Genomic DNA, 21,809 nt, shown 5'->3' on the forward strand with positions numbered 1-21,809 from the left:
GATTTTATCGGCGAACTGTGGGAAAATGATTTGACGTACTAATTGTGCGCCTTTTATCCTTAGGAAAGCCCATTTTAAAGGAGTTGTCATGGATACCGATCTGAAGATGTCGCTGTTCACCACCGTTTGCGCATTGGCGATGATCATCGCTTTCAGCTTTGTCGCCGCGTTGAACTGATTTCCCGCCAGTTTTAAAAAAGGCGCAGCCAAGCTGCGCCTCATCACTTAGGCAAGGCCTGCGCTTACGCCAGGTTTTCCGCCGCGAAAGTCCAGTTGACCAACGCCCAGAAGTTTTCCAGGTATTTTGGACGCGCATTGCGGTAATCGATGTAATACGCGTGTTCCCACACGTCAACGGTCAGCAGCGGTTTGTCTTCGCCGGTCAGCGGGGTTGCCGCGTTGGAAGTGTTGACGATCGCCAGCGCGCCGTCCGGTTTTTTCACCAGCCAGGTCCAGCCGGCACCGAAGTTTTTCACGGCGGCATCGGTGAACTGCTCTTTGAACGCAGCGAAAGAGCCGAAGGATTTGACGATCGCCGCCGCCAGTTCGCCCTGCGGTTCACCGCCGCCCTGTGGCGACAGGCAGTGCCAGTAGAAGGTGTGGTTCCACACCTGCGCGGCGTTGTTGAACACGCCGCCGTTAGAGGTCTTGATGATCTCTTCGAGCGATTTGCCTTCGAACTCGCTGCCTTTCACCAGGTTGTTCAGGTTAACCACGTAGGTGTTGTGGTGTTTGCCGTAGTGGTATTCCAGGGTCTCGGCGGAGATGTGCGGCTCGAGCGCGTTTTTCTCATACGGTAATGCAGGTAATTCAAACGACATTGCTTCCTCCTTTACAGCGCCATTCAGCTTCTCGCCGGGGCGAACGCCGGATGGGCCGTTTTTTATTGTGGTCATTCAATCTTAACAATTTTCATCATAAAAAACAGGAGGAAAAGCGAGAAATGCGCGTGGGGGAGTGCGATGGGCGATAGCTTGAGCAGGCGGTTGCGGCCGAGGCCGCAACCGCTCAGAGCAGGGAATTAACGGATGGTTTTCGGCGTCACTACGCGGCGAGCGCCGATGTAGTGGTTCTGCCAATAGTCGTTATCGAGCTGGCTGATGCGGATCTCTTCGCCGGTGCGCGGCGACTGGATGAATTTGCCGTTGCCGAGGTAGACGCCGACATGATCCGCCACGCCGCGGTTGTTAATGCGGAAGAACACCAGATCGCCGCTTTCCAGTTCGCTTTTCTTGATCGGCGCCGCGTCGCGCAGGTGATACATTTCGTTGGCAGTGCGCGGCATCTTGATTTTCACCACGTCTTTATAGGCGTAATAGATGAGGCCGCTGCAGTCGAAGCCGGTGCGCGGCGAGCTGCCGCCCCAGCGGTAAGGCTTGCCCATCTGATCCATCAGCTTGGCCATCGCGGTCTGCTTGGCGTGCTGGTAACGCTTTTTGTGCGCCGGGCTGAGTTTCAACGGTTTTTCATCACGCGCCAGCTTGGCGGTGGCCATACCGGCTTCGCGGTGGCGGCCATAGCCTTTTTTGTAGCCCTTTTTCGGCGGGGTGACTTTAATTTTGGCGGTTTTCTGCGCTTTGGCCTTGGGTTTGGCGCTGACGATCTTTTTCGCGCTTTTCTCGCTTTTGACCTTGGCGGTCTTGGTTTTTTTCTCGGGGGCCGTCACTTTGGCTTTTTTGGCGGCTTTATCCGCTTTCTTTTTTCTGCGGTCATCGGGCCGCGCTTCATTGGCATGGCTTTTACGCTGCTCGGCGGCAACACGCGCCTGTGGCGCAGCGTGCGCCAAATTGAAGAAGAGCTGCGTAAACAGCAGCGCAAAGAGCGTAAGAATTAAACGCATGTCGACGTCACCAACCTTGGCCCCGAAACGGATATCGAAAGAGTTACAGTATTCCCGAATTTCGCCATATAAAACAGCGAAGAACTCATAAATAATAATCCATATTGTGAGAAAACGTTAATGACATTTTTTTGGTTTAAAATCAGCCTGTTGATGTATAAAAAAGCGCCAGGCGGCGGCGGTGGATATAATTAAGCCGCGCCGTCATCGCGGCGCAATATATTAGTGAAATGGTCGGATTAAAAATGTTATTCTCAACGTATGTTTTGACCGGAATGACGTGGCCGGTGAAACGCGATCGGCGGCGGGCGAATATCCTTGCAAAAGATGGCGTTTTCTTGCGACTGTTCCAGCCGCTACAATAGCCCGCGTGATGCATGTTGTAGCCATGAAATGTGGCTTGAGGAAGCAATAAATGACGACGACACTTGAAAAAATTCAGCACCAGATCGCTGAAAACCCGATTCTGCTGTACATGAAGGGTTCGCCAAAGCTGCCGAGCTGCGGCTTCTCCGCGCAGGCTGTGCAAGCGCTGTCCGCCTGCGGCGAGCGTTTCGCCTATGTGGATATTCTGCAAAACCCGGACATCCGCGCCGAGTTGCCAAAATACGCCAACTGGCCGACTTTCCCGCAGCTGTGGGTAGACGGTGAACTGGTCGGCGGTTGCGATATCATCATCGAAATGTATCAGCGCGGCGAATTGCAGCAGCTGATCAAAGAAACGGCAGAAAAGTATAAAGCGCAGGAAGACCAGCAGTCTTAATCGACAGACGTGCGGTTATCGCGTAACGGGCGGCGCCAGTGCAAACTGGGCCGCCTTTTTTATTGGGCTTATTCGGCGAGATCGCCGGCGGGCAGCGGCCAGCCGCCGAAACGCTTCCAGCGGTTAACCAGCTCACAAAACAGCAGGGCGGTTTGTTCGGTGTCGTACAGCGCGGAGTGCGCCTGGCTGCTGTCGAACGGCATGCCGGCGGCGATGCAGGCTTTGGCCAGCACCGTTTGCCCCAGCACCAGGCCGCTCAGCGCAGCGGTGTCGAAGGTGGCGAACGGATGGAACGGATTACGCTTCAAACCGGCGCGTTCGGCCGCGGCCATCAGGAAGCTGTGATCGAAGTTGGCGTTGTGCGCGACGATAATGGCCCGGTTGCAACCGCGATCCTTGAGCCCTTTGCGCACCGCTTTGAAAATGGCGTGCAGCGCGTCGTATTCGCTGACCGCACCGCGCAGCGGGTTGTGCGGATCGATGCCGTTAAACGCCAGCGCTTCCGGTTGCAGGTTGGCGCCCTCGAAAGGCTCCACGTGGAAGTGCAGGGTTTCGTCGCGCTGCAGCCAGCCGTCTTCATCCATTTTCAGCGTCACGGCGGCGATTTCCAGCAGCGCATCGGTATTGGCGTTGAAACCGGCGGTTTCAACATCTATTACTACGGGATAAAACCCACGAAAACGACCACTCAGGGCGTTAAGATCACTTTTTTCGGCCATCAGTTTCTTATCTTCATCGAATGCAGCGCGCATTATGGCAAATTTTGCGCCCGGTTGCAGGCGCTATCGCGCGGAGAATCAGCGGGGCGCAGGCGCGCCCCGAGAAAGGCTTAGTGGCCGAGGCCTTGGCCGGCGTGTTTGTTTTCGATCAGCTCGATTTTATAACCGTCCGGATCTTCGACGAACGCGATCACCGTGGTGCCGCCTTTCACCGGGCCGGCCTCACGGGTGACGTTGCCGCCGGCGCGGCGGATGTTGTCGCAGGTGGCGGCGACGTCGTCTACGCCCAGCGCCAGGTGGCCGAAGGCGGTGCCCATGTCGTAGCTGTCGGTGCCCCAGTTATAGGTCAGTTCGATAACCGCGCCTTCGCTCTCTTCCGTATAGCCGACAAAAGCCAGCGAGTATTTGTACTCCGGGTTTTCGCTGGTGCGCAGCAGGCGCATGCCTAATACCTTGGTATAGAAGTCGATGGAGCGTTGCAGATCACCGACGCGGATCATGGTATGGAGTAAGCGCATAATTCCTCTGAATTGACTGTGCCGTGGCAGACGGCGGGTGGATTGAAGCACAAGCGAGTATAGCCTTGTCCCGCAAGGGAATTCAACGTGACGAGTTGGTGACGATGTCACTTTTTGCCCCCTCGCCATGGGTGTTTAAATATTGATCGAGTGTACCGATCGATACGAAGTAATTGATCTGCACAATCAATTATCAATTCCGCGCGTAACCGTGTAGAAATTGACCTGTAGCAGATAACAACACCAGGGAACGTCGGCCCGCCTTGTGCGGGCCTTTTTGCGTGCATAAAAAAACGGCCAGGCGGTTGCGTGGCCGTTTAGGGTCAGGACGGGTTACTTCGTCAGAAACGGATAGTCGGTATAACCTTCGGCGCCACCGCCGTAGAAGGTTTCCGGCTTAGGTTCGTTGAGCGGGGCGTGTTGACGGAAACGCTCGACCAAATCCGGATTGGCGATGTAGCTACGGCCAAAGGCCACCGCGTCGATGAAGCCTTTTTCGATCAACGCTTCGGCTTTTTCAGCGGTGTAGGCGCCGGCGCCGACGATCACCCCTTTAAAGTGGGCGCGCACCGAGTCACGGAAGGCGTCGGAATACGGTTTGCCGCCGGCCCAGTCCGGTTCGGAGATGTGCAGATAGGCGATGTTGCGTTTGTTCAGCTCTTCCACCAGGTACAGCGCCGCTTCTTCCTGATCTTCACCGTTGTCCAGGCCGTTGAACGGCCCCAGCGGCGAGATGCGGATGCCGATGTGCTCGGAGCCCCATTCTGCGATGGCGGCGTCGACCACTTCCAGCGTCAGGCGGGTGCGATTCTCGATGCTGCCGCCGTATTGATCGGTACGCTGGTTAGACGCCGGAGACATGAACTGGTGCAGCAGATAGCCGTGAGCCGCATGCAGCTCGATAAAGTCGAAGCCGGCTTCACGCGCGTTGGCGGTCGCCTGGCGGAAATCGTTGACGATGCCCGGGATCTCGCTGGTTTCCAGCGCGCGCGGCGTAGAGGTCGGTACGCGCACCCAGGCGCCGGTTTCGTCACGCACGGTGGTGCGGGTGTCTGCGTTGATCGCCGAAGGGGCGACCGGCGCTTGTCCGCCCGGCTGGAGGCTGGTGTGGGAGATGCGGCCTACGTGCCACAGCTGTACGGCGATGTGGCCGTTTTTGTCGTGTACCGCCTGCGTGATGTGTTTCCACGCGGCGATCTGCTCCGGGGTATGCAGGCCCGGCGCACCGGCGTAGCCTTTCGCCTGGAAGGAAATCTGCGTCGCTTCGGTCACGATCAGACCGGCGCCGGCGCGCTGCGCATAATACTCCGCCATCAGCGGCGTGGGAATGTCGCCCGGTTCGATGCTGCGCAGACGCGTCAGCGGAGCCATAAACACGCGGTTGGGCAGGGTGACTGCGCCAACTTTCAGCGGAGAGAGCAATTTTTCAGTCTTCATAGTGCATCCTGTATTTAATAGACCGGTCGTCTAGTTGTGGGCGATAAAAAAACACGAACTGCATTTTCACAAAAAAAAGAACGGTGGTGTTACGGCTGCAGCGGGCGCAGCAGCAACTCGATGCTTTCCAGCGCGCTGGTCAACGGGGCCAACGATCGCCGGATCTTGGCGCGCAGCGAGGCGCCGAGCCACAGGGCATACAGCGTCTCTGCGGTTGCCGCCGGGCTCATGGCTACCGACAGCGAGCCCTCGGCGATGCCGCGCTCAATGGCCGCCTGCAGGTGGCCGATCACCCGGGCGGTCCCGGTTTCCAGCGCATGGCGCATCGGCTCCGACAGGTCGCTCACCTCGGCGGAGAGTTTCACCGCCAGACAGGCGTTATGACATTCGCTGCGGCAGTGGTAACTGATGGCCTGGGCGTAATACCCCAAGAGCTGGTGGCGGGCATCGGTATGCTCGTCGGCAAACAGCTTTTGCATTTGCGCATCATAGTGCGCGAAATAGCGTTGCAGCATCGCTTCGCCGAAGGCTTCCTTCGAGCGGAAATAGTGGTAGAACGATCCTTTCGGCACGCCCGCCGTGGCCAGCAGTTCGCTCAGCCCCATGCCGGTAAAGCCCAGGCGCAGGCTGAGGGTTTCGCCGGTGGCGAGAAGATGTTCACGTGTATCCACGTTGCAATGCGTTGATTTGGTCATCATGGCGCCGAGCATAATAGACCGATTGGTCTAGGTCAATGGGAATAAAAAAACCGGCGCACAAAACGCCGGTTGGTCTCAAGCATTGTGCCTCAGCGGCACGCGGAAGTTAAGCGCTTACGCCGCGTTGCGGCAGCGTTGCAGAATATCCAACTGGGATTGATATTCACGCGTCTGCACATTCAGCATGCCCAGCAGGGTGTGGAACAGATTGTCCTGCGACACGTCGTCCTTTTCCGCCAGTGCGCTCAGGCACTGGCGATCAATGCCGAAATTGCGCTGATAGTCGGCCGACATCCACATCAGGAATGGCACGTGAGTTTGCTGGCTCGGCGCGAAGACATAAGGCGTGCCGTGCAGATACATGCCGTTTTCTCCCAGCGATTCGCCGTGATCGGACAGGTAGACCAGCGCGGTATTGAACCGGTCGTCATACTGCTGCAGCAGCTTGATGGTGGCATCGAGCATCGCGTCGGTATACAGGATCGAGTTGTCGTAGGTGTTCACCAGCTGTTCATGGCTGCAATCCTGGATCTGATTGCTGTTGCAGGTCGGCGAAAACGTCTGGAACTGCGGCGTGCTGCGGCGGTAATAAGCCGGGCCGTGGCTGCCCATCTGGTGCAACACGATCACGCCGTCGTCTTTCAGGCTATTGATATAGTCGTTCAGTTTGTACAACAGCACATTGTCCATGCAAACTTCGCCGTCACAGTCCTGCGGCAGTTTCAGTTTGGTCATGTCGATGTGCGGCACCCGATCGCAGGCGCCTTTGCAGCCGCCGTCGTTATCGCGCCACAGCACGTTGACGCCGGCATGCGCCAGCACGTCGAGCATGCCTTCCTGGTGCGTCGCCTGAGTTGCGTCGTACGCTTTGCGCGGCATGTTGGAGAACATGCAGGGGACGGAGATCGCCGTTTCGGTGCCGCAAGAGCTGGCGTTCTTGAAATAGACCACGTTGTCCTGCTTGAGGCGCGGGTTGGTCTCGCGATCATAGCCCCCGAGAGAGAAGTTTTCGGTGCGGGCGGTTTCGCCCACCACCAGGATAACCAGCGTTTTCTTGGCCTGTCCGGCGATCAGCGGCCCTTTGCGCGCGTCTTCACCGATCTTCACCAGCGGCAGATTGCGCGTGAAGTAGCGCTGCTCGGTAAACTTGATGGTGCCGGCGACGAAGTTGGAAGGCGTCAACATCTTCACCACGCTTTTATTGTTGCGGATCAGCGAAGCGTAGTCTTTGTAGAACAGCGCGGCGATGATCAGGATCACCACCAACGACAGCATGACGTTGGCGGCGCGCAACCCAACCATGTACCACCAGGGGCGGGTCTGGCGAATATGGGTGAAGCAAACCGCCGCCGCCGGCAGGACGCCGAGCAGCGCCAGCCACAGCCCCATGCGCGGCGTCAGCAACGCCGTCGCTTCGTGGGTGTTGGTTTCAAAGGCGTTTTGCATCATGTTGCCGTCGATCACCACGCCATAGCTGTACATGAAATAGTTGGCTGCGGCGCTGCCGAGCAAGAAAAAGACGATCAGCGGTTTGCGCAGGTAGGGCACGGTCAACACGCTGAAGATAATATTCAGCGCACAGAAGATCACCACCGGCATGCTGGCGGCGAATATCACGCTGTGGACGCTATCGAAGGTGATATACGACCAGGCGCGATGCAGGAATAACGCGTTTTGGAACAGAGTGAAGAACAGGGCGGTGGCGAGGATAAAACCGAGGCTGTTGCACTGTAAGCGTTGACGTAACCACATTGCCAAATCTGGATCCTGAGAGTAGATAATGCCTTGAAATCTACCGGATGAAACTTAAGAAAACCTTAGAAATTCAGAATACTGGCGGCGGCGAACGCGGGAAAACGCCAGGCCGGTGGCCTGGCGGTGAGGGGAATTAGTAGGCGGCGGTGAATTGGGCGCGAATAAACTGAGGTTTTTCAATCTCATCGACGATAGCCACCGCCAGATCTTCCACCGAAATGCTGGCCGGCGCGTCGCCGTTCATCAGCAGCTGCGTGGTGCCGAGGCGGAACTGGCCGGTGCGTTTGCCCGGTTCCAGCAGGGCGGCCGGAGAGAGATAGGTCCAGTCGAGCGCTGATTCGTTGCGCAGTTTATTGCGCAGATCGCGCACCGCCTGCGCGCCGGGGCGGATATTTTCCGGGAATTGCGGCGTATCCACCAGTTCAACGCCCGGCGCCACTTCCAGGCTGCCTGCGCCGCCTACCACCAACAGGCGCTTGACGCCTGCCTGCTCGACCGCGGTAAGGATCTGCTGGGCGCCGCGCGCAGTCTTCTCATACAGGTTGTCTTCACCCCAGCCGGGATTGTAGGCGCTGATCACCGCATCCTGACCGTGCAACTGCCCCGCCAGCCAGGCGGTATCGGCGACGTCGCCCAGCGCGACGGTCAGATTGGCGTGGTCCGGCAAATCTTTTTTCTGACGGGCGATCGCCGTTACCTGAATGCCGCGAGCCAGCGCTTCATCCACCACACGGCGGCCAACAAAACCGGTTGCTCCAATAATGGCTACTTTCATCTGTATGCTCCTTCAGGGATGGTTCAGTATCGTAAGGCAGGCCGATGCGCCTGCTGCGTGGGATCTACTCTAGTCCTTAACAATAGCCGTGATTAGTGCCATATTCATGCTTTCTTGATTAAGTAAAACTTCATAATCGTGGATAAACTCAATCGAATGGCGGTGTTCGCCACCGTGGTGGCGGAGGGATCGTTGGCCGGTGCGGCGCGGCGGCTGGGCATGACGCCGTCGGCGGTCAGTCAGCATATGCGCTCGCTGGAGAAGGCGCTCGGGGTGCCGCTGTTGCACCGCTCCACCCGCCGTCTGGCGTTGACCGAGGCGGGGGCGGCGTTTTATCCCGGCTGCGAGGCGATGTTGCAACAGGCGCAGCAGGCGGAGCAGCGGCTGGCGGAACTGCGGGACACGCTGGTGGGCGAGCTGCGCATCGCCACTCCGGTCGGCATCGGCGGCCGCTCGTTGGCGGAGGCGCTGGCGCCGCTGTTGCAGGCGCATCCCAAGCTGACGCTGCGGGTGCTGGCGGACGATCGCATCGTCGACATGATAGAACAGCGGGTCGACATTGCGCTGCGCGCCAATCGTCAACTGGCGGACGCCAATATGATCGCTCACCCGCTGACGGCGTGGCCGATGGTGCTGTGCGCGGCGCCGCGTTACCTCAGCCAGCATGGGGTGCCGGAAAAGCCGCAGGATTTGGTGCAGCACCGTTGGATCTCCAGCGGCTACAGCGGGGCCCATCTGGATTTGCTGCATCAATCCGGCCAGCAGGTCAAGCTGCGGCTGGCGGAGGGGCAGATCGTCAGCGAGAGCATGAACGTGATGCGCGCCTTTACCCGCGCCGGCCTGGGCATTTCCGTTCAGCCGCTGTATGAAATTGGCGACGAACTGCAGCGCGGCGAGCTGTTGCTGCTGTTACCGGAGTGGCGGCCGGCGCCGCTGCGGCTGCACGCGCTGACGCTGGAACGCACTATGCCGGAGAAAAGCCGCCAGGCGCTGCGCTATTTGCGCGACTATTTTCGCCGCAATGGCGAAAAGGGACTTGCCAGCGGCGGCGATGACGTCTTCAATTAGCAGGAGAATGCAGGAGGGCCCGTGGCACAGCAGCTTGAGTTTTTCGACATCCCCAGCCCGTGTCGCGGCATTTGCCAGGCCGACGATCGCGGTTTCTGCCGTGGCTGCCTGCGCAGCCGCGAGGAGCGGTTCGGCTGGATGAGCATGAGCGACGCGCAAAAGCGCGAAGTGCTGCGTCTGTGTCGCCAACGTTTCCTGCGCCTGCAGCGCGCCAACAAAGCCCCCGACGAGCCGCTGCCGGAACAGCCTTCGCTGTTTTGACCCTTTCCTGATCTGCCGCACGTTCATGCGCCTTTGCGCTTCCCTGCGCCTCACCGGCTTGTGTATGCTGGCTGACAACTAATGTCATGAGGTTTTCGCAATGGTAGAACGCATTCGTCTCGCGCCGCAGGGGCCTGAATTTTCCCGCATGATTTGCGGTTACTGGCGGTTGATGGAGTGGGGCATGTCGCCGCAGCAGCTGCTGACGTTTATCGAACAGCATGTCGAACTGGGCGTCACCACCGTCGATCACGCAGATATCTACGGTGGTTATGCCTGCGAGCAGGCATTCGGCGACGCGCTGCGCCTGAAGCCCGCGTTGCGGCAGTCGCTGGAGCTGGTGAGCAAGTGCGGCATCGCCACCACCGCCAAGCCCGGCAACCCGATCGGCCACTACATCACCGATCGCGATCATATCGTACAGAGCGCGGAACACTCGCTGCGCCATCTGCATACCGACTACCTCGACCTGTTGCTGATCCACCGCCCGGATCCGTTGATGGACGCTGACGACGTGGCCGAAGCCTTTGTCGCGCTGCACAAAAGCGGCAAGGTGCGCCATTTCGGCGTCTCTAACTTTACGCCCGCGCAGTTCCAACTGCTGCAGTCGCGTCTGCCGTTCTCTCTGGTCACCAATCAGGTGGAAATTTCGCCGATTCACCAACCGGCGATCCTGGACGGCACGCTCGACCAGTGCCAGCAGCTGCGCATCAAACCGATGGCCTGGTCCTGCCTGGGCGGCGGCCGCTTGTTCAACGACGCCGAGTTCCAGCCGCTGCGCGACGAGCTGCAGCGGGTGGCGCAAGAGATCGGCGCCGAGACCATTGAACAGGTGGTTTACGCCTGGGTGATGCGCCTGCCGTCTTCGCCGCTGCCGATTATCGGCTCCGGCAAGATCGAGCGGGTGCGTTCGGCGTTGAAGGCGCAGAAACTGGCGCTGAACCGCCAGCAGTGGTTCCGCATTCGCAAGGCGGCGTTGGGGTATGACGTGCCCTGAGACGGGGTAGAAAGAGGAAAGCCGGGCGGCGAAAGCGCCCGGCTTTTTTTACGTCGGTCTTTAGGCCAACACCACCTGATCGGGGTTGAAATGATCGAGCGAGACGCCGATCAGCGTGACCTGGCTGTGGCCGAAGGCCAGCACCAGATCGTCGTTTTGCTGCGTGGCATAGTCGCGGATATTCCCGCTGGCGCCCTCGGTGCCGATAAATACCAGTTTGTCGGTGGCGTTGAAGCCATACAGCTGGTCGCGGCCGAAATCGCCGCTGAACAGGAAGGTATTGCCGTTGCCGACCCCCTTCAGAATGTCATCGCCGCTGCCGCCGACGAAGGTCAGGTTGCCGCCGGCATGGCCGATCAGCGTATCGTTGCCGGCATTGCCGAACAGCCAGGCGTCGTGGCTGCGAGCCTGCAGAACGTCATCGCCGTCGCCGCCGGTGGTGGCGGCTGCATAGGCTTTGAGGCCCGAATCCGATTTCAATCCGGCGGCGGTCACCTGATGATCCACCTCTTTGCTGAAAATCAGCCAGGAGGTTTCTTTGCTGCGCAGGGTGCTGATGTCGTCCGCCAGCGTAATGCCGCCTTTGGCGTCGCGCAGGTAAAGCGTATTGCCGTCGTAGGCGACCTCGGTGTTTTTCAACGCCTGCTGGGTATCGAAGATATTGTGGCCTTTGCCGCCGGCGATCAGGTTATAGCCGCCGGCGTCGCGGAAGATATCGTCACCGTCGCGGCCCTCGAGATAGTCGTTGCCTTTGCCGCCCTTGATCAAATCATTGCCGTCGCTGCCGATGATAAACGTCGGCCCGCTGTGCGTTTCCGCGTTGCGGTTCAGATCTTCCACCCAGGTACTGCCGCGCGTGACGTTCGACAAGTTGGAGACGATGATGGTCGAGTCTTTGTCGGTCAGCGAATAAAACTCGGAGTTCAGCACCCGCATCAGGCCATCCTGATAGAAGAACGGCAGGTGGGATAGCCAGGTTGGAATGTTGAGAATGGAGAACGGCAACAGATTCCAGGCGTCCGACGCGTAGTGGTCGTTGAAGTTGACGATATTGTTGGTGGCGGAGGTATGCGGCGCATCGTGAACGCCCAATGACGGCAGGGTCAGCGAGGTGCCGTCGAGCGCGCGAAACACCGGATCGTTCTCATAGCCGATGTTGATCACCTTGCCGCCGGCTTCGTACTGGGTCGGCGAGGCGAAGGCGACATAGTTGGACTGCGCGTAGAAGCCGCCCCAGTTGGCGTCGCTCTGCGCCGCCATGCTGTTGACCGCCAGCCCGCCGAGGCTGTGGCCGCTGATCACCACGTCTTCGCCGCTCAGCCCGTGGGCCTGCGCGAATTTCGCCACGTCCCCCAGCAAATTGCCGAAGGCCTTCAGCGTATAGCCGTCGGCATAGCCTTTCGGCCCGAACCCGGCCAACAGATCGTTAATCACATCGCCGATGGTATCGCCGATCAGCGACTCGCGCGGGCCGCTGGTACCGCGAAATGAGATGCCAATGGCGGTGAGATTGCCTTCGCTGTCATATTTGCCCAGCACCTCGGCCTGAGCGGTGGTGTAACCGGCGGTTTCGCCGTAGTAGGTGCCGCGCGCATCGGTTTTGCCGGCGTAACCCAACTGCGCGGCGTCGATCACTGACCAGCCGGCATTGTTCACCGCGTCCTGCGCGGCCTGTTCGGAGTCGGGGTTCCAGGGAAGACCGGGCAGGCCGCCCTGCGATTGGGTGCTGCCGATGAGCGCCGTGATCAGCGTCAGCGGCAGACCGAGGCCGAAACCGGTCTGGTGATAGCCTTCATTGAAGCCGTTATCGATATTGTGGTAAGCGTAGGTAGAGATGGCCAAGGCGTCGGAAAACAGCGCCTTTGACGCGTTTTCGTCCAGATCCTTATAGCTAAAGATGCCCATATCAGTTCCTTATGAAGTATGCCGCCTGGCCGGGAAGTGAACTCTCGCGCGTCGGCGGTGGAAACAGGGAAACAACGTTAGCCGAACGACAGCTGGTCAGAGGACCAACATCGGTAGAATTATTATTGGTGCTAAATATTAGGCCCGCGAATCAAATTGGCGAGATTGTGCGTTGGTTAACAGTGCTGGCGCTGGCTCTCCTATACTGATAACTCGATATAGTCATTAAGGAGACTGATTGATGAAACGTTATTGGTATGCGGCGCTTGGCCTGATGGCCTGCGGGGCCGCTCAGGCGGCGACGGTCGACGTTGAGATGAACTTGGTGACCGGGCAGGGCATCGGTCAGGATATCGGCAAAGTGGCCATCAGCGAAACGCCTTACGGCTTACTGTTCACGCCGAGCCTGAAAGCCTTGCCGGCCGGGGTGCACGGTTTCCATGTGCATGAGAAAGGCAGCTGCGAGCCGGGCATGAAGGACGGTAAGGCGGTGGCGGCGCTGGCGGCCGGCGGGCATTTTGATCCGCAAAAAACCGGGAAACACCTCGGGCCGTATGCCGACGGGCATCTGGGCGATTTGCCGGCCATCTATGTGACCGCCGACGGCATGGCGAACGACCCGGTGTTGGCGCCGCGGCTGAAAAAAATCAGTGAAATTGAGGGCAAGGCGCTGATGGTGCACGCCGGCGGCGATAATCACTCGGATCATCCGCTGCCGCTCGGCGGCGGTGGTGAGCGCTTCGCCTGCGGCGTGATCAAGTGATCATCTGCCGCTGACGGCCGCTGTGGCGGCGGGCTGGCCAATGGCCTGTTGCAGTTGCTGCAGCGAGCAGTAGAGCCGCCAAATCAGGCCGGCCAGATCGCGCGCCGCCTGTTCCGGGTGGTGCGCCAGGGTGTTGCTCATGCGCAGCAGTTCTTGCAGCGTGGCGTCCAGCGAACTGTGCTGTACGCCTTTCTCCGTCATGATGCCGCGCAGGCAGTGGATACAGACGTTGCGCACCGCCGACAGCGGATCTGAGCGGGTTTGCCAGTCGCGCAGCTGCCAGACGATATGGCTGCAGTTGAGCAGCACCACGCCCCAGCGCAGCAACCAGGTGCGCGCCTCCTGATCCTGACTTTGATTGAGCTGGCTGATGCGATGGTAGATCAGCGATTCAAACTGGCTTTCGCTCTGCTGCGGCTTTTTGCTCAACTGATCGATAAAGTCGCGGCGCAGCGCGCGGATAATACGGCGGCTCTTTCGCTTGTCCGAGCTGGGGCGCAGGATCTGAAACGCCAGCCCGGCCAGCAGCACACCGACAATTTTACCGATGTTGTCATTGATAAAGGACTGGTAGTCATAGCTCGGCGGATTGCTGACGGTCAGAAATGAGCCCATAAAGACGATCAGCTGCCCCCAAAGCGCGGCATAAGGCGGATTCTGCAGCTTGAGCATCTGCATGGTCACCAGGATCGGGAACAGGAAGGCGCAGAACACCCAGAAATCGTCAATCTGGATCATCAAACCGAATTTCACCACGAAGCAGGCGACCGAGAGCAGCAGCACCGCCTTGAGCAAGGTGCTGACGCTGTTGATCGGCGAAGGCGTGGAGGAGTAGAGCACGCAGCTGATGGCGGTGAGCGTCAGCGCCGCGCTGCCGGCGTCCCACTGCGTGTTGATCCAGTAGGCGCAGCCGATCACGATGCATAAAAAGGTGCGCAGGCCGTTATAGGCGGCTTCGTAGCTGTCGGTATGGCGCGCCAGCGAGGTGACGCGCGGCGGCTGGAGATCGCTGACCGCCGTGGCGCTTTCCAATCGCTGCAGCCAGCGGTTGCAGCGCAGATAAAGCCAGCAGAAATCACGCAAACGCAGCCAGAAGGCGCGATGGCGGTAGTCCGCTGCATCTTGCGGGGCGATCTGCTGGAGCAGGCGCGCCAAGCGATATTTATCGGTGGCGGGATCGCGCAATTCATCCAGCAGTTGCGTCAGCACCGGCATCAGATTGGCGGGACGATCCGGCCAGTTCAGCAGCATGCGGCGCAGGCTGGAAATGACGCTGGTAATGCGCAGCTGCTGGTGCAGCAGATAGTTGAGCAGGTTATTTTGCCGCCGCAGGCGGTAGTGGCTCCAAAACGCCTGAATGCGCAGCAGGTTCATGGTCAGGATCTGGCCGATAACCCCTTCGTGCGAGGTGCGCATCTGCGCGGTGACCTCCGGCTGCCATAGCATGGCGGCGTGCTCCAGCAGCCGCTGCTGCATGCGCCGCAGCGAAGTCAGCAAGGCTTCGCCGTCGGAGGTGCTGGGCAGGATCATCATCATCAGCCCGCCGCACAGAATGCCGGTGATCACTTCGCAAACCCGCGCCTGGGCGATATCGAAGATCTGCTGGGTATCGGTGACGTTGACCGTACCGAAGGCGATGATGGCGGCGGTATAGCCCGCCAGCGCGAACGCGTAGGAAACGTTGTTTTGATAATGGTTGGAGAAATAGGTGCATAGCCCGATCCAGGCGGCGATGAACAGCGTGAACAGCCAGGGATCGTTCAGGCAGTGGCCGGCGATCGCCACCGAGGCGGCGGCGCCCACCAGGCTGCCGAAGATGCGGCCGATGCTTTTGCTGATCACGCCGCCGATGGTGGGGAAGCTGACCACCGCGGCGGAGGTGAGCGCCCAATAAGGTTCGTCGAGCTCGAGCACGAACGCCACCCACAGCGCCAGACACATCGCCAGCGAGTTGCGCAGCGCATAGCGCCATTGGCCGCCGGTCGCTTTACCCCAGGGGGTACGGCTCCACTCCAGAAAGGGCAGGTTCACACTTTAGTTCCGCTGATGAATCGAAATGGTGCAGGTGGTGCCGGCAACCAGCGTCAAATCGGCGGGCACGTTGAGCAATTTTATCCGCACCGGCACGCGCTGAGCCAAACGCACCCAGGGAACATTGGGCTTAACATCCATTAATAGATCGTTGTTGCTGTCAACGCTCTGATCGTAAATGGCGCGGCCGATACTCTCTACTTCCCCCTGCAACGGGGTGTTGCCGTTATATAAGACAATATCGGCTTTATTGCCTTCTTTTATATGTTTCAGCTTGGTTTCTTCGAAATAACCGAGTACATAAAACGAATGGACATCCACCAGTGCGACCAAAGGCGTGCCGGCGTTGGCGTAGTTCCCGACCCGCGACTGCAGATTGGTGATATAACCGTCGGTCGGCGCGTAAATTTTAGTTTTGCTCAAATTCCATTTGGCCTGTTCCAGGTTGGCCAGGGCGGCTTTATAGGCGGCCTTCATTGCCTGAGCGGCTAAATTGGACTCATCCAAATCTTCAGCGGAAATAACGTTGCGCGGCAACCCGCGGCGTCGGGCGGCTTCATGGTCCGCCTTGGCCAGATCCGATTGCGCTTTTGCCACCGCGGCCTCGGCATTGTTCAGCGCGATCTGATAAGGCACCGGGTCGAGGGTAAAAATCAGACTTCCCGCAGGTACGAATTGATTGTCATTCGCACTTATTTTCTCTAATCTTCCAGAAACCTCAGGGGTGATATTGACGAGTTCTGCGCGCACTTTTCCGTCACGGGTCCATGGGGATTGCATATAATAATTCCAGAGCCACCAACCGGCGCAGACGGCAATGGCGCAGACGATCACCGTAGAAAAGTATTTTAATGTTTTATGCTGCATGGGTTACCAACTCGCTAAAATCCATAAGGAACCGCTGACGGTCAGGACGAAAATGGACAGGTCCATCAACATGGGGTGCCAGATTTCACCGGAATACATCCAGTCCCTGAGCAGCTGATGAATCAGCAACCATAAGACCAGTCCTAGCAAAAAAGCTTTAAATATGGGTGGAAAATAAAGCGATGCCCCCAGGACCAAATCGGGTAAGGGCGATGAGGCGTGTAACCATGATGTATTCACATTAACAATCCCTACGGGTGAATATGTTGAATATTTGCATAACGATTAAACAATAGCGGTTAAAAATAGTGGTTATTTCCACAATATACATTATATACATTTGTGTTTTTAATGTGAGTTACCCAAAATAGTCTAAGCTCTGGGAGGTAATGTTAGCATGCTAATTATAAGGAGGGGTAAGTGGAGTCAACATTAGGTTCAGATTTAGCACGATTGGTTCGTGTTTGGCGAGCGCTCATCGATCATCGGCTCAAGCCGTTGGAGCTGACCCAAACGCATTGGGTTACGTTGCACAATATCAATCGCTTGCCGCCGGAGCAGTCGCAAATCCAGCTGGCCAAGGCGATCGGTATCGAGCAACCGTCACTGGTTCGCACGCTGGACCAACTGGAGGAGAAGGGGCTTATCACGCGTCACACCTGTGCCAACGATCGCCGCGCGAAGCGCATCAAGCTGACCGAAGCGGCCGATCCGATCATCAGGGAAGTCGACAGTGTGATCACGTCTACGCGCAGTGAGATTTTAAGCGGCATTACCGCCGACGAAGTGCATCTGTTGGTAGGGCTGATTGGCAAGTTAGAACAAAATATCACCGAACTGCAGAACAAATAATAATATTCTTATTTTTCTACGATTACAGTTTCACAGCATCAGAAATAAAACCGGAGGCGATTGCCTCCGGTTTGCCGTGTGCCGCCTGCTGACTTACAGCGGAGAGACGGTGATGGTGTCGCCCATGCGCGCCATGCGCACGCGCTGACCCGGGCTGAACTTGGTGTCGCCTGCTTTCTGCACCACGACGATGTTCTCTTTCTGGTCGGTTTTGATTTCCAGCTCGTAGCCTGAGGTACGACCGGCCACTTCACCGATGCTGTTGCCCGCCGCGCCGCCGGCGATAGCGCCCGCCGCGGTAGCCAGCGTACGGCCGGTGCCGCCGCCAACGGTGTTGCCCAACAGCCCACCAATTACCGCGCCGCCGATCATCCCCAAGGCGTTGGAGCCTTCGCCGCCCTGAATTTTAACCGGACGCACGGAAACCAGCGTCCCGTAAGTGACGTTCTGCACCTGCTTGGCCTGCGAGGACGAGTAGACATCGCCGGACATGGATTCATTGGCACACCCAGCCAACGTAACGGCGGCGACGGCAACGACGAGAAGACGCTTGATCATATAAAACTCCTGATGGTAGTAGTCCATAACCTGGCAATGCTCACCAGGCAAGATTCAGTGAAAATGATAGACAAAGTATGGCTGAAAGTTGATACAGCGCCATGCCTCATCGCTGCACGCAGCTTAACTTTTCTCTGTTCAACCAATAATAAACCGCGGTTTACCTTTATGACAGCCTCACCGACATTCCGTTGCCGGTTAACGCACGGTTTAACACATAAAATGTGCCACAGCGACGCACCTGGCTCACGGCGCGTAAAAAAAGCATCATAATTCATGGCGTTAATTCGTCAATTCTGGTTTATTTGTCAGGATAAAATTTGCTTACCGTGCGGGTTAGAGGATGTTGCTATGAAGTCAGGCCGCTATATAGGCGTCATGTCCGGCACCAGTCTGGACGGAATCGATGTGGTATTGGCCGCGATTGACGATCGCATGGTGGCGCAGCAGGCCAGCTATAGCCATCCGATGCCGATCGCGCTGAAAAAAGAGATCCTGGGAATGTGCCAGGGGCAGCAAACCACGCTGGCCGCCGTCGGCCGGTTGGACGCACAGCTGGGCACGCTGTTTGGCGAGGCGGTGCTCGGCCTGCTGAAGCAAACCGGCATCGACGCGGATCATATCACCGCCATCGGCTGCCACGGCCAGACGGTATGGCACGAACCGGAAGGCGACGCGCGTTTCTCCATGCAGCTCGGCGACAATAACCGCATCGCCGCACTGACCAATATCACCACCGTCGGCGATTTCCGCCGGCGCGACATGGCTTACGGCGGGCAGGGCGCGCCGCTGGTGCCGGCGTTTCATCAGGCGCTGCTGGGGCATCCCGTCGAGCGACGTATGGTGCTGAACATCGGCGGCATCGCCAACCTCTCTCTGCTGTTGCCCGGTGCGCCGGTGCGCGGTTTCGACACCGGGCCGGGCAACATGCTGATGGACGCCTGGATCTGGCGCCACTGCGCACAACCTTACGATCAGGACGGCGGCTGGGCCATGCAGGGGCGCGTCTGTTTGCCGCTGTTGCAGCAGATGCTGGCGGACCCTTACTTCGCGCTGCCTGCGCCGAAAAGCACCGGCCGCGAGTATTTCAACATCGCCTGGCTGGAGCGTCAGCTGGCCGGATTACCGGCGTTTGCGCCGGTCGACGTGCAGGCCACGCTGACGGAGCTGACCGCCGTCAGCATCAGCGAACAGGTGCAGCTGGCCGGCGGGTGTGAGCGCCTGCTGGTCTGCGGCGGCGGGGCGCGCAACACGCTGCTGATGGCGCGCCTGTCGGCGCTGCTGTCGGGCACCGAGGTCGGCCTGACCGACGATTGCGGCGTCAGCGGTGACGACATGGAGGCGCTGGCCTTCGCCTGGCTGGCGTTTCGCACGCTGTCCGGCCAGGCCGGCAACCTGCCTTCGGTGACCGGCGCCAGCCGTGAAACGGTGCTGGGTGGGATTTATCCGGTTTTGCCATTCGGGGGGCGCTAGCTCTGTTAGGATAGCCTGTGAAGGATTTTTCTAAGGAGCAACAGCATGAAAAAAGTCATTTTCATCGCCGGCGCGCTGGCGCTGTCCGGCTGCAGCTATATCCTGCCGCAGAGCAGCCAGACGATGCACTACCAGTGCGGCACCACGCCGTTGACGGTGGCGCTCGACGGCAAGGCGAGCGAAGTCAGCCTGCTGATGGATGGCGAACAGCTGCATCTCAAGCAGGTGTTGGCGTTGACCGGCGCCAAATACAGCGACGGCAAATACACTTTTTGGTCGAAAGACCGCAATGCCTATCTTGAGCGCAACGGCAAGGTAGTCATGAGCGACTGCGTGTTGACGGAGTGACGGTCAGCGGCGGCGTCGGAGCGATTGAGTTCCTGGCGCCGCAGGCGCAGAATGTAACGACGGATTTTTCAGTTGGTCGATAACCCAGATGATTGAAAAGAATGAGTTTGATGTTGCGGACCTGCGCCGTGAATATACCCGAGGCGGCCTGCGCCGCAACGATCTGACCGCCAATCCGCTCGAGCTGTTCGAGCGTTGGCTGAAACAGGCCTGCGACGCGCGCCTGGCCGATCCGACCGCCATGTGCGTCGCCACCGTCGACGAACGCGGCCAGCCGTATCAGCGCATCGTGCTGCTCAAGCATTTCGATGAGCAGGGGCTGGTGTTTTACACCAACCTCGGCAGCCGCAAGGCGCAGCAGCTGGCGCAAAACCCGCATATCAGCCTGCTGTTCCCCTGGCACATGCTCGATCGTCAGGTGATTTTCCTCGGTCAGGCGGAGCGCCTGTCGACCCTCGAAGTGCTGAAGTATTTCCATAGCCGGCCGAAGGACAGCCAAATTGGCGCCTGGGTGTCGCAGCAGTCGTCACGCATTTCCGCGCGCGGCGTGCTGGAAAGCAAATTCCTCGAGTTGAAGCAAAAGTTCCAGCAGGGCGAGGTGCCGTTGCCGAGTTTCTGGGGCGGATTCCGCGTGAAATTCGACTCCGTCGAGTTCTGGCAGGGCGGCGCCCACCGCCTGCATGACCGTTTCCTGTATCAGCGGGACGGGAATGACTGGAAAATTGACCGACTGGCACCTTGAAGACGTAAAATCCCCCTCTAAGCGCTGGTGCTGACGCCGCCGGCGCTTTATTCTATGCGCTACCCTGAATTTTTATTTCGCCACTGGGCGAAAGGCCGTGTACCGGCAAAGGTGCATTCGTTTATACATGGAGTCATTGATGGCAAGCAGCAACTTGATTAAACAACTGCAAGAGCGGGGCCTCGTTGCCCAGGTTACGGATGAGGAAGCGTTAGCGGAGCGACTGGCGCAAGGGCCAATTGCACTGTATTGCGGTTTCGATCCGACCGCTGACAGCTTGCATTTGGGCCATCTGGTTCCTCTGTTGTGCCTGAAGCGCTTCCAGCTGGCCGGCCACAAACCGGTAGCGCTGGTGGGCGGCGCCACCGGCCTGATCGGCGATCCGAGCTTCAAAGCGGCGGAGCGCAAGCTGAACACCACCGATACGGTGAACGAGTGGGTGGAGAAGATCCGCAAACAGGTTTCCCCGTTCCTCGATTTCGACTGCGGCAGCAACAGCGCTATCGCGGCCAACAACTACGACTGGTTCGGCGGCATGAACGTGCTGACCTTCCTGCGTGATATCGGCAAGCACTTCTCCGTCAACCAGATGATCAACAAGGAAGCGGTCAAGCAGCGCCTGAATCGCGACGACTCCGGCATCTCCTTCACCGAGTTCTCCTACAACCTGCTGCAGGGCTTCGATTTCTCCGAGCTGTACAACCGCCACCAGGTGGAGCTGCAGATCGGCGGTTCCGATCAGTGGGGCAACATCACCTCGGGTATCGATCTGACGCGTCGTCAGCATCAGAAGCAGGTGTTCGGCCTGACCGTGCCATTGATCACCAAGGCAGACGGCACCAAGTTCGGTAAAACCGAAGGCGGCGCGGTCTGGCTGGCGCCGGAAAAAACCAGCCCGTACAAGTTCTACCAGTTCTGGATCAACACCGCCGATGCCGACGTTTACCGCTTCCTGAAGTTCTTCACCTTCATGAGCCTGGAAGAGATCAACGCGCTGGAAGAAGAAGACAAGAACAGCGGCAAGGCGCCGCGCGCCCAGTACGTGCTGGCGGAAGAAGTGACCGGCATGGTGCACGGTGCGGAAGGCCTGGCGGCCGCCAAGCGCATCACCCAGAGCCTGTTCTCCGGCGCGCTGCATGACATGACCGAAGCGGACTTCGCCCAGCTGGCGCAGGACGGCATGCCGACCATCAAACTTGAGCGCGACGCCGATCTGCAGCAGGCGCTGGTGAATGCCGAACTGGTGCCGTCACGTGGCCAGGCGCGCACCATGATCGGTTCCAACGCGGTGACCATCAACGGCGAGAAACAGTCGGATGCCGAATACCGCTTCAGCGATGCGGACCGTCTGTTTGGCCGTTACACGCTGCTGCGCCGCGGCAAGAAACACTACTGCCTGGTGGACTGGCAGTAAGCGTCAGGCTACATGACATGAAAAG

24 protein-coding genes are annotated in these 21,809 nt (G+C 58.7%); 11 read left to right on the forward strand and 13 right to left on the reverse strand.

Going from position 1 to position 21,809, the window contains the following annotated elements; translation table 11 throughout:
• Positions 1-88 precede the first annotated feature (88 nt).
• A complete protein-coding gene (locus tag SERRSCBI_RS24720) occupies positions 89-178 on the forward strand; it encodes a YnhF family membrane protein (RefSeq protein ID WP_094143265.1) in 90 nt (29 codons plus the stop codon).
• 64 nt (positions 179-242) lie between these two features.
• On the opposite strand, the gene sodB is transcribed toward SERRSCBI_RS24720, so the two are convergent.
• Positions 243-821, reverse strand: coding sequence for a superoxide dismutase [Fe] (gene sodB / locus SERRSCBI_RS10545; protein WP_004931333.1), 579 nt, complete (start codon positions 819-821; stop codon positions 243-245).
• Positions 822-1,021: 200 nt separating this feature from the next.
• Positions 1,022-1,840 (reverse strand): C40 family peptidase, encoded by an 819-nt coding sequence (locus tag SERRSCBI_RS10550; RefSeq protein ID WP_042784370.1) that lies wholly within the window; start codon positions 1,838-1,840, stop codon positions 1,022-1,024.
• Between the two features lie 415 nt (positions 1,841-2,255).
• Between SERRSCBI_RS10550 and SERRSCBI_RS10555 the strand changes: the two genes are divergently transcribed.
• Positions 2,256-2,603, forward strand: a complete 348-nt coding sequence (locus tag SERRSCBI_RS10555; RefSeq protein WP_004931329.1) for a Grx4 family monothiol glutaredoxin — start codon at positions 2,256-2,258, stop codon at positions 2,601-2,603.
• 68 nt (positions 2,604-2,671) lie between these two features.
• On the opposite strand, the gene rnt is transcribed toward SERRSCBI_RS10555, so the two are convergent.
• The 6 genes from rnt to SERRSCBI_RS10585 all read right to left on the reverse strand — a co-directional run bounded on the left by rnt (position 2,672) and on the right by SERRSCBI_RS10585 (position 8,505).
• Complete coding sequence (gene rnt, locus SERRSCBI_RS10560) at positions 2,672-3,355, reverse strand: ribonuclease T (protein ID WP_042784371.1); 684 nt, start codon at positions 3,353-3,355, stop codon at positions 2,672-2,674.
• Between the two features lie 77 nt (positions 3,356-3,432).
• Complete coding sequence (gloA, locus tag SERRSCBI_RS10565) at positions 3,433-3,840, reverse strand: lactoylglutathione lyase (RefSeq protein ID WP_033652600.1); 408 nt, start codon at positions 3,838-3,840, stop codon at positions 3,433-3,435.
• A 333-nt stretch (positions 3,841-4,173) separates the two neighbouring features.
• Positions 4,174-5,277 (reverse strand): alkene reductase, encoded by a 1,104-nt coding sequence (locus tag SERRSCBI_RS10570; RefSeq protein WP_033642920.1) that lies wholly within the window; start codon positions 5,275-5,277, stop codon positions 4,174-4,176.
• 89 nt (positions 5,278-5,366) lie between these two features.
• The gene (locus SERRSCBI_RS10575) at positions 5,367-5,987 is read right to left on the reverse strand and encodes a TetR/AcrR family transcriptional regulator (RefSeq protein ID WP_042784372.1); all 621 of its coding nucleotides are present in this window, start codon (positions 5,985-5,987) and stop codon (positions 5,367-5,369) included.
• A 102-nt stretch (positions 5,988-6,089) separates the two neighbouring features.
• Positions 6,090-7,727 carry a phosphoethanolamine transferase EptA gene (gene eptA / locus SERRSCBI_RS10580; RefSeq protein WP_042784373.1) on the reverse strand — a complete coding sequence of 546 codons (1,638 nt, stop codon included), beginning with the start codon at positions 7,725-7,727 and terminating at the stop codon, positions 6,090-6,092.
• Positions 7,728-7,863: 136 nt separating this feature from the next.
• Positions 7,864-8,505, reverse strand: coding sequence for an NAD(P)-dependent oxidoreductase (locus tag SERRSCBI_RS10585; protein ID WP_033652597.1), 642 nt, complete (start codon positions 8,503-8,505; stop codon positions 7,864-7,866).
• Positions 8,506-8,643: 138 nt separating this feature from the next.
• On the opposite strand from SERRSCBI_RS10585, the gene SERRSCBI_RS10590 reads away from it, so the two are divergent.
• The 3 genes from SERRSCBI_RS10590 (at position 8,644) to SERRSCBI_RS10600 (ending at position 10,831) form a co-directional block, all read left to right on the forward strand.
• Positions 8,644-9,573 (forward strand): LysR substrate-binding domain-containing protein, encoded by a 930-nt coding sequence (locus SERRSCBI_RS10590; RefSeq protein ID WP_187174031.1) that lies wholly within the window; start codon positions 8,644-8,646, stop codon positions 9,571-9,573.
• A 21-nt stretch (positions 9,574-9,594) separates the two neighbouring features.
• Positions 9,595-9,834, forward strand: a complete 240-nt coding sequence (locus tag SERRSCBI_RS10595; RefSeq protein ID WP_019455980.1) for a DUF1289 domain-containing protein — start codon at positions 9,595-9,597, stop codon at positions 9,832-9,834.
• 100 nt (positions 9,835-9,934) lie between these two features.
• The gene (locus tag SERRSCBI_RS10600; RefSeq protein ID WP_033652596.1) at positions 9,935-10,831 is read left to right on the forward strand and encodes an aldo/keto reductase family oxidoreductase; all 897 of its coding nucleotides are present in this window, start codon (positions 9,935-9,937) and stop codon (positions 10,829-10,831) included.
• Positions 10,832-10,891: 60 nt separating this feature from the next.
• On the opposite strand, the gene SERRSCBI_RS10605 is transcribed toward SERRSCBI_RS10600, so the two are convergent.
• Positions 10,892-12,736, reverse strand: coding sequence for a polyurethanase (locus SERRSCBI_RS10605; protein WP_042784375.1), 1,845 nt, complete (start codon positions 12,734-12,736; stop codon positions 10,892-10,894).
• Between the two features lie 241 nt (positions 12,737-12,977).
• On the opposite strand from SERRSCBI_RS10605, the gene sodC reads away from it, so the two are divergent.
• Entirely contained in the window at positions 12,978-13,499 is a 522-nt protein-coding gene (gene sodC, locus SERRSCBI_RS10610; RefSeq protein WP_033642927.1) for a superoxide dismutase family protein, read from the forward strand.
• On the opposite strand, the gene SERRSCBI_RS10615 is transcribed toward sodC, so the two are convergent.
• The 3 genes from SERRSCBI_RS10615 to SERRSCBI_RS24095 are packed head-to-tail and all read right to left on the reverse strand — an operon-like array spanning position 13,500 to position 16,637.
• Complete coding sequence (locus tag SERRSCBI_RS10615; RefSeq protein WP_042784376.1) at positions 13,500-15,530, reverse strand: FUSC family protein; 2,031 nt, start codon at positions 15,528-15,530, stop codon at positions 13,500-13,502. It lies immediately after the preceding gene.
• 3 nt (positions 15,531-15,533) lie between these two features.
• A complete protein-coding gene (locus SERRSCBI_RS10620) occupies positions 15,534-16,397 on the reverse strand; it encodes an HlyD family secretion protein (RefSeq protein ID WP_042784377.1) in 864 nt (287 codons plus the stop codon).
• 3 nt (positions 16,398-16,400) lie between these two features.
• Positions 16,401-16,637, reverse strand: a complete 237-nt coding sequence (locus tag SERRSCBI_RS24095; protein ID WP_025159708.1) for a DUF1656 domain-containing protein — start codon at positions 16,635-16,637, stop codon at positions 16,401-16,403.
• Between the two features lie 180 nt (positions 16,638-16,817).
• Between SERRSCBI_RS24095 and slyA the strand changes: the two genes are divergently transcribed.
• On the forward strand, positions 16,818-17,249 hold the full coding sequence (gene slyA / locus SERRSCBI_RS10625) for a transcriptional regulator SlyA (protein ID WP_004931301.1): 432 nt from the start codon (positions 16,818-16,820) through the stop codon (positions 17,247-17,249).
• 93 nt (positions 17,250-17,342) lie between these two features.
• On the opposite strand, the gene SERRSCBI_RS10630 is transcribed toward slyA, so the two are convergent.
• Positions 17,343-17,807: a glycine zipper 2TM domain-containing protein gene (locus SERRSCBI_RS10630; RefSeq protein WP_025159710.1), complete on the reverse strand. Its 465-nt coding sequence runs from the start codon at positions 17,805-17,807 to the stop codon at positions 17,343-17,345.
• A 351-nt stretch (positions 17,808-18,158) separates the two neighbouring features.
• On the opposite strand from SERRSCBI_RS10630, the gene anmK reads away from it, so the two are divergent.
• The 4 genes from anmK (at position 18,159) to tyrS (ending at position 21,784) form a co-directional block, all read left to right on the forward strand.
• A complete protein-coding gene (gene anmK, locus SERRSCBI_RS10635; RefSeq protein ID WP_042784379.1) occupies positions 18,159-19,280 on the forward strand; it encodes an anhydro-N-acetylmuramic acid kinase in 1,122 nt (373 codons plus the stop codon).
• A gap of 45 nt (positions 19,281-19,325) precedes the next feature.
• Positions 19,326-19,628 carry an MliC family protein gene (locus tag SERRSCBI_RS10640; RefSeq protein ID WP_042784380.1) on the forward strand — a complete coding sequence of 101 codons (303 nt, stop codon included), beginning with the start codon at positions 19,326-19,328 and terminating at the stop codon, positions 19,626-19,628.
• A gap of 88 nt (positions 19,629-19,716) precedes the next feature.
• Positions 19,717-20,370: a pyridoxamine 5'-phosphate oxidase gene (pdxH, locus tag SERRSCBI_RS10645; protein ID WP_033642930.1), complete on the forward strand. Its 654-nt coding sequence runs from the start codon at positions 19,717-19,719 to the stop codon at positions 20,368-20,370.
• 139 nt (positions 20,371-20,509) lie between these two features.
• Positions 20,510-21,784 (forward strand): tyrosine--tRNA ligase, encoded by a 1,275-nt coding sequence (gene tyrS, locus SERRSCBI_RS10650; RefSeq protein WP_033642931.1) that lies wholly within the window; start codon positions 20,510-20,512, stop codon positions 21,782-21,784.
• Positions 21,785-21,809: the final 25 nt, after the last annotated feature.

It is taken from the genome of Serratia sp. SCBI (genome assembly GCF_000747565.1).
GTDB classification, from domain to species: Bacteria; Pseudomonadota; Gammaproteobacteria; order Enterobacterales; family Enterobacteriaceae; genus Serratia; species Serratia ureilytica.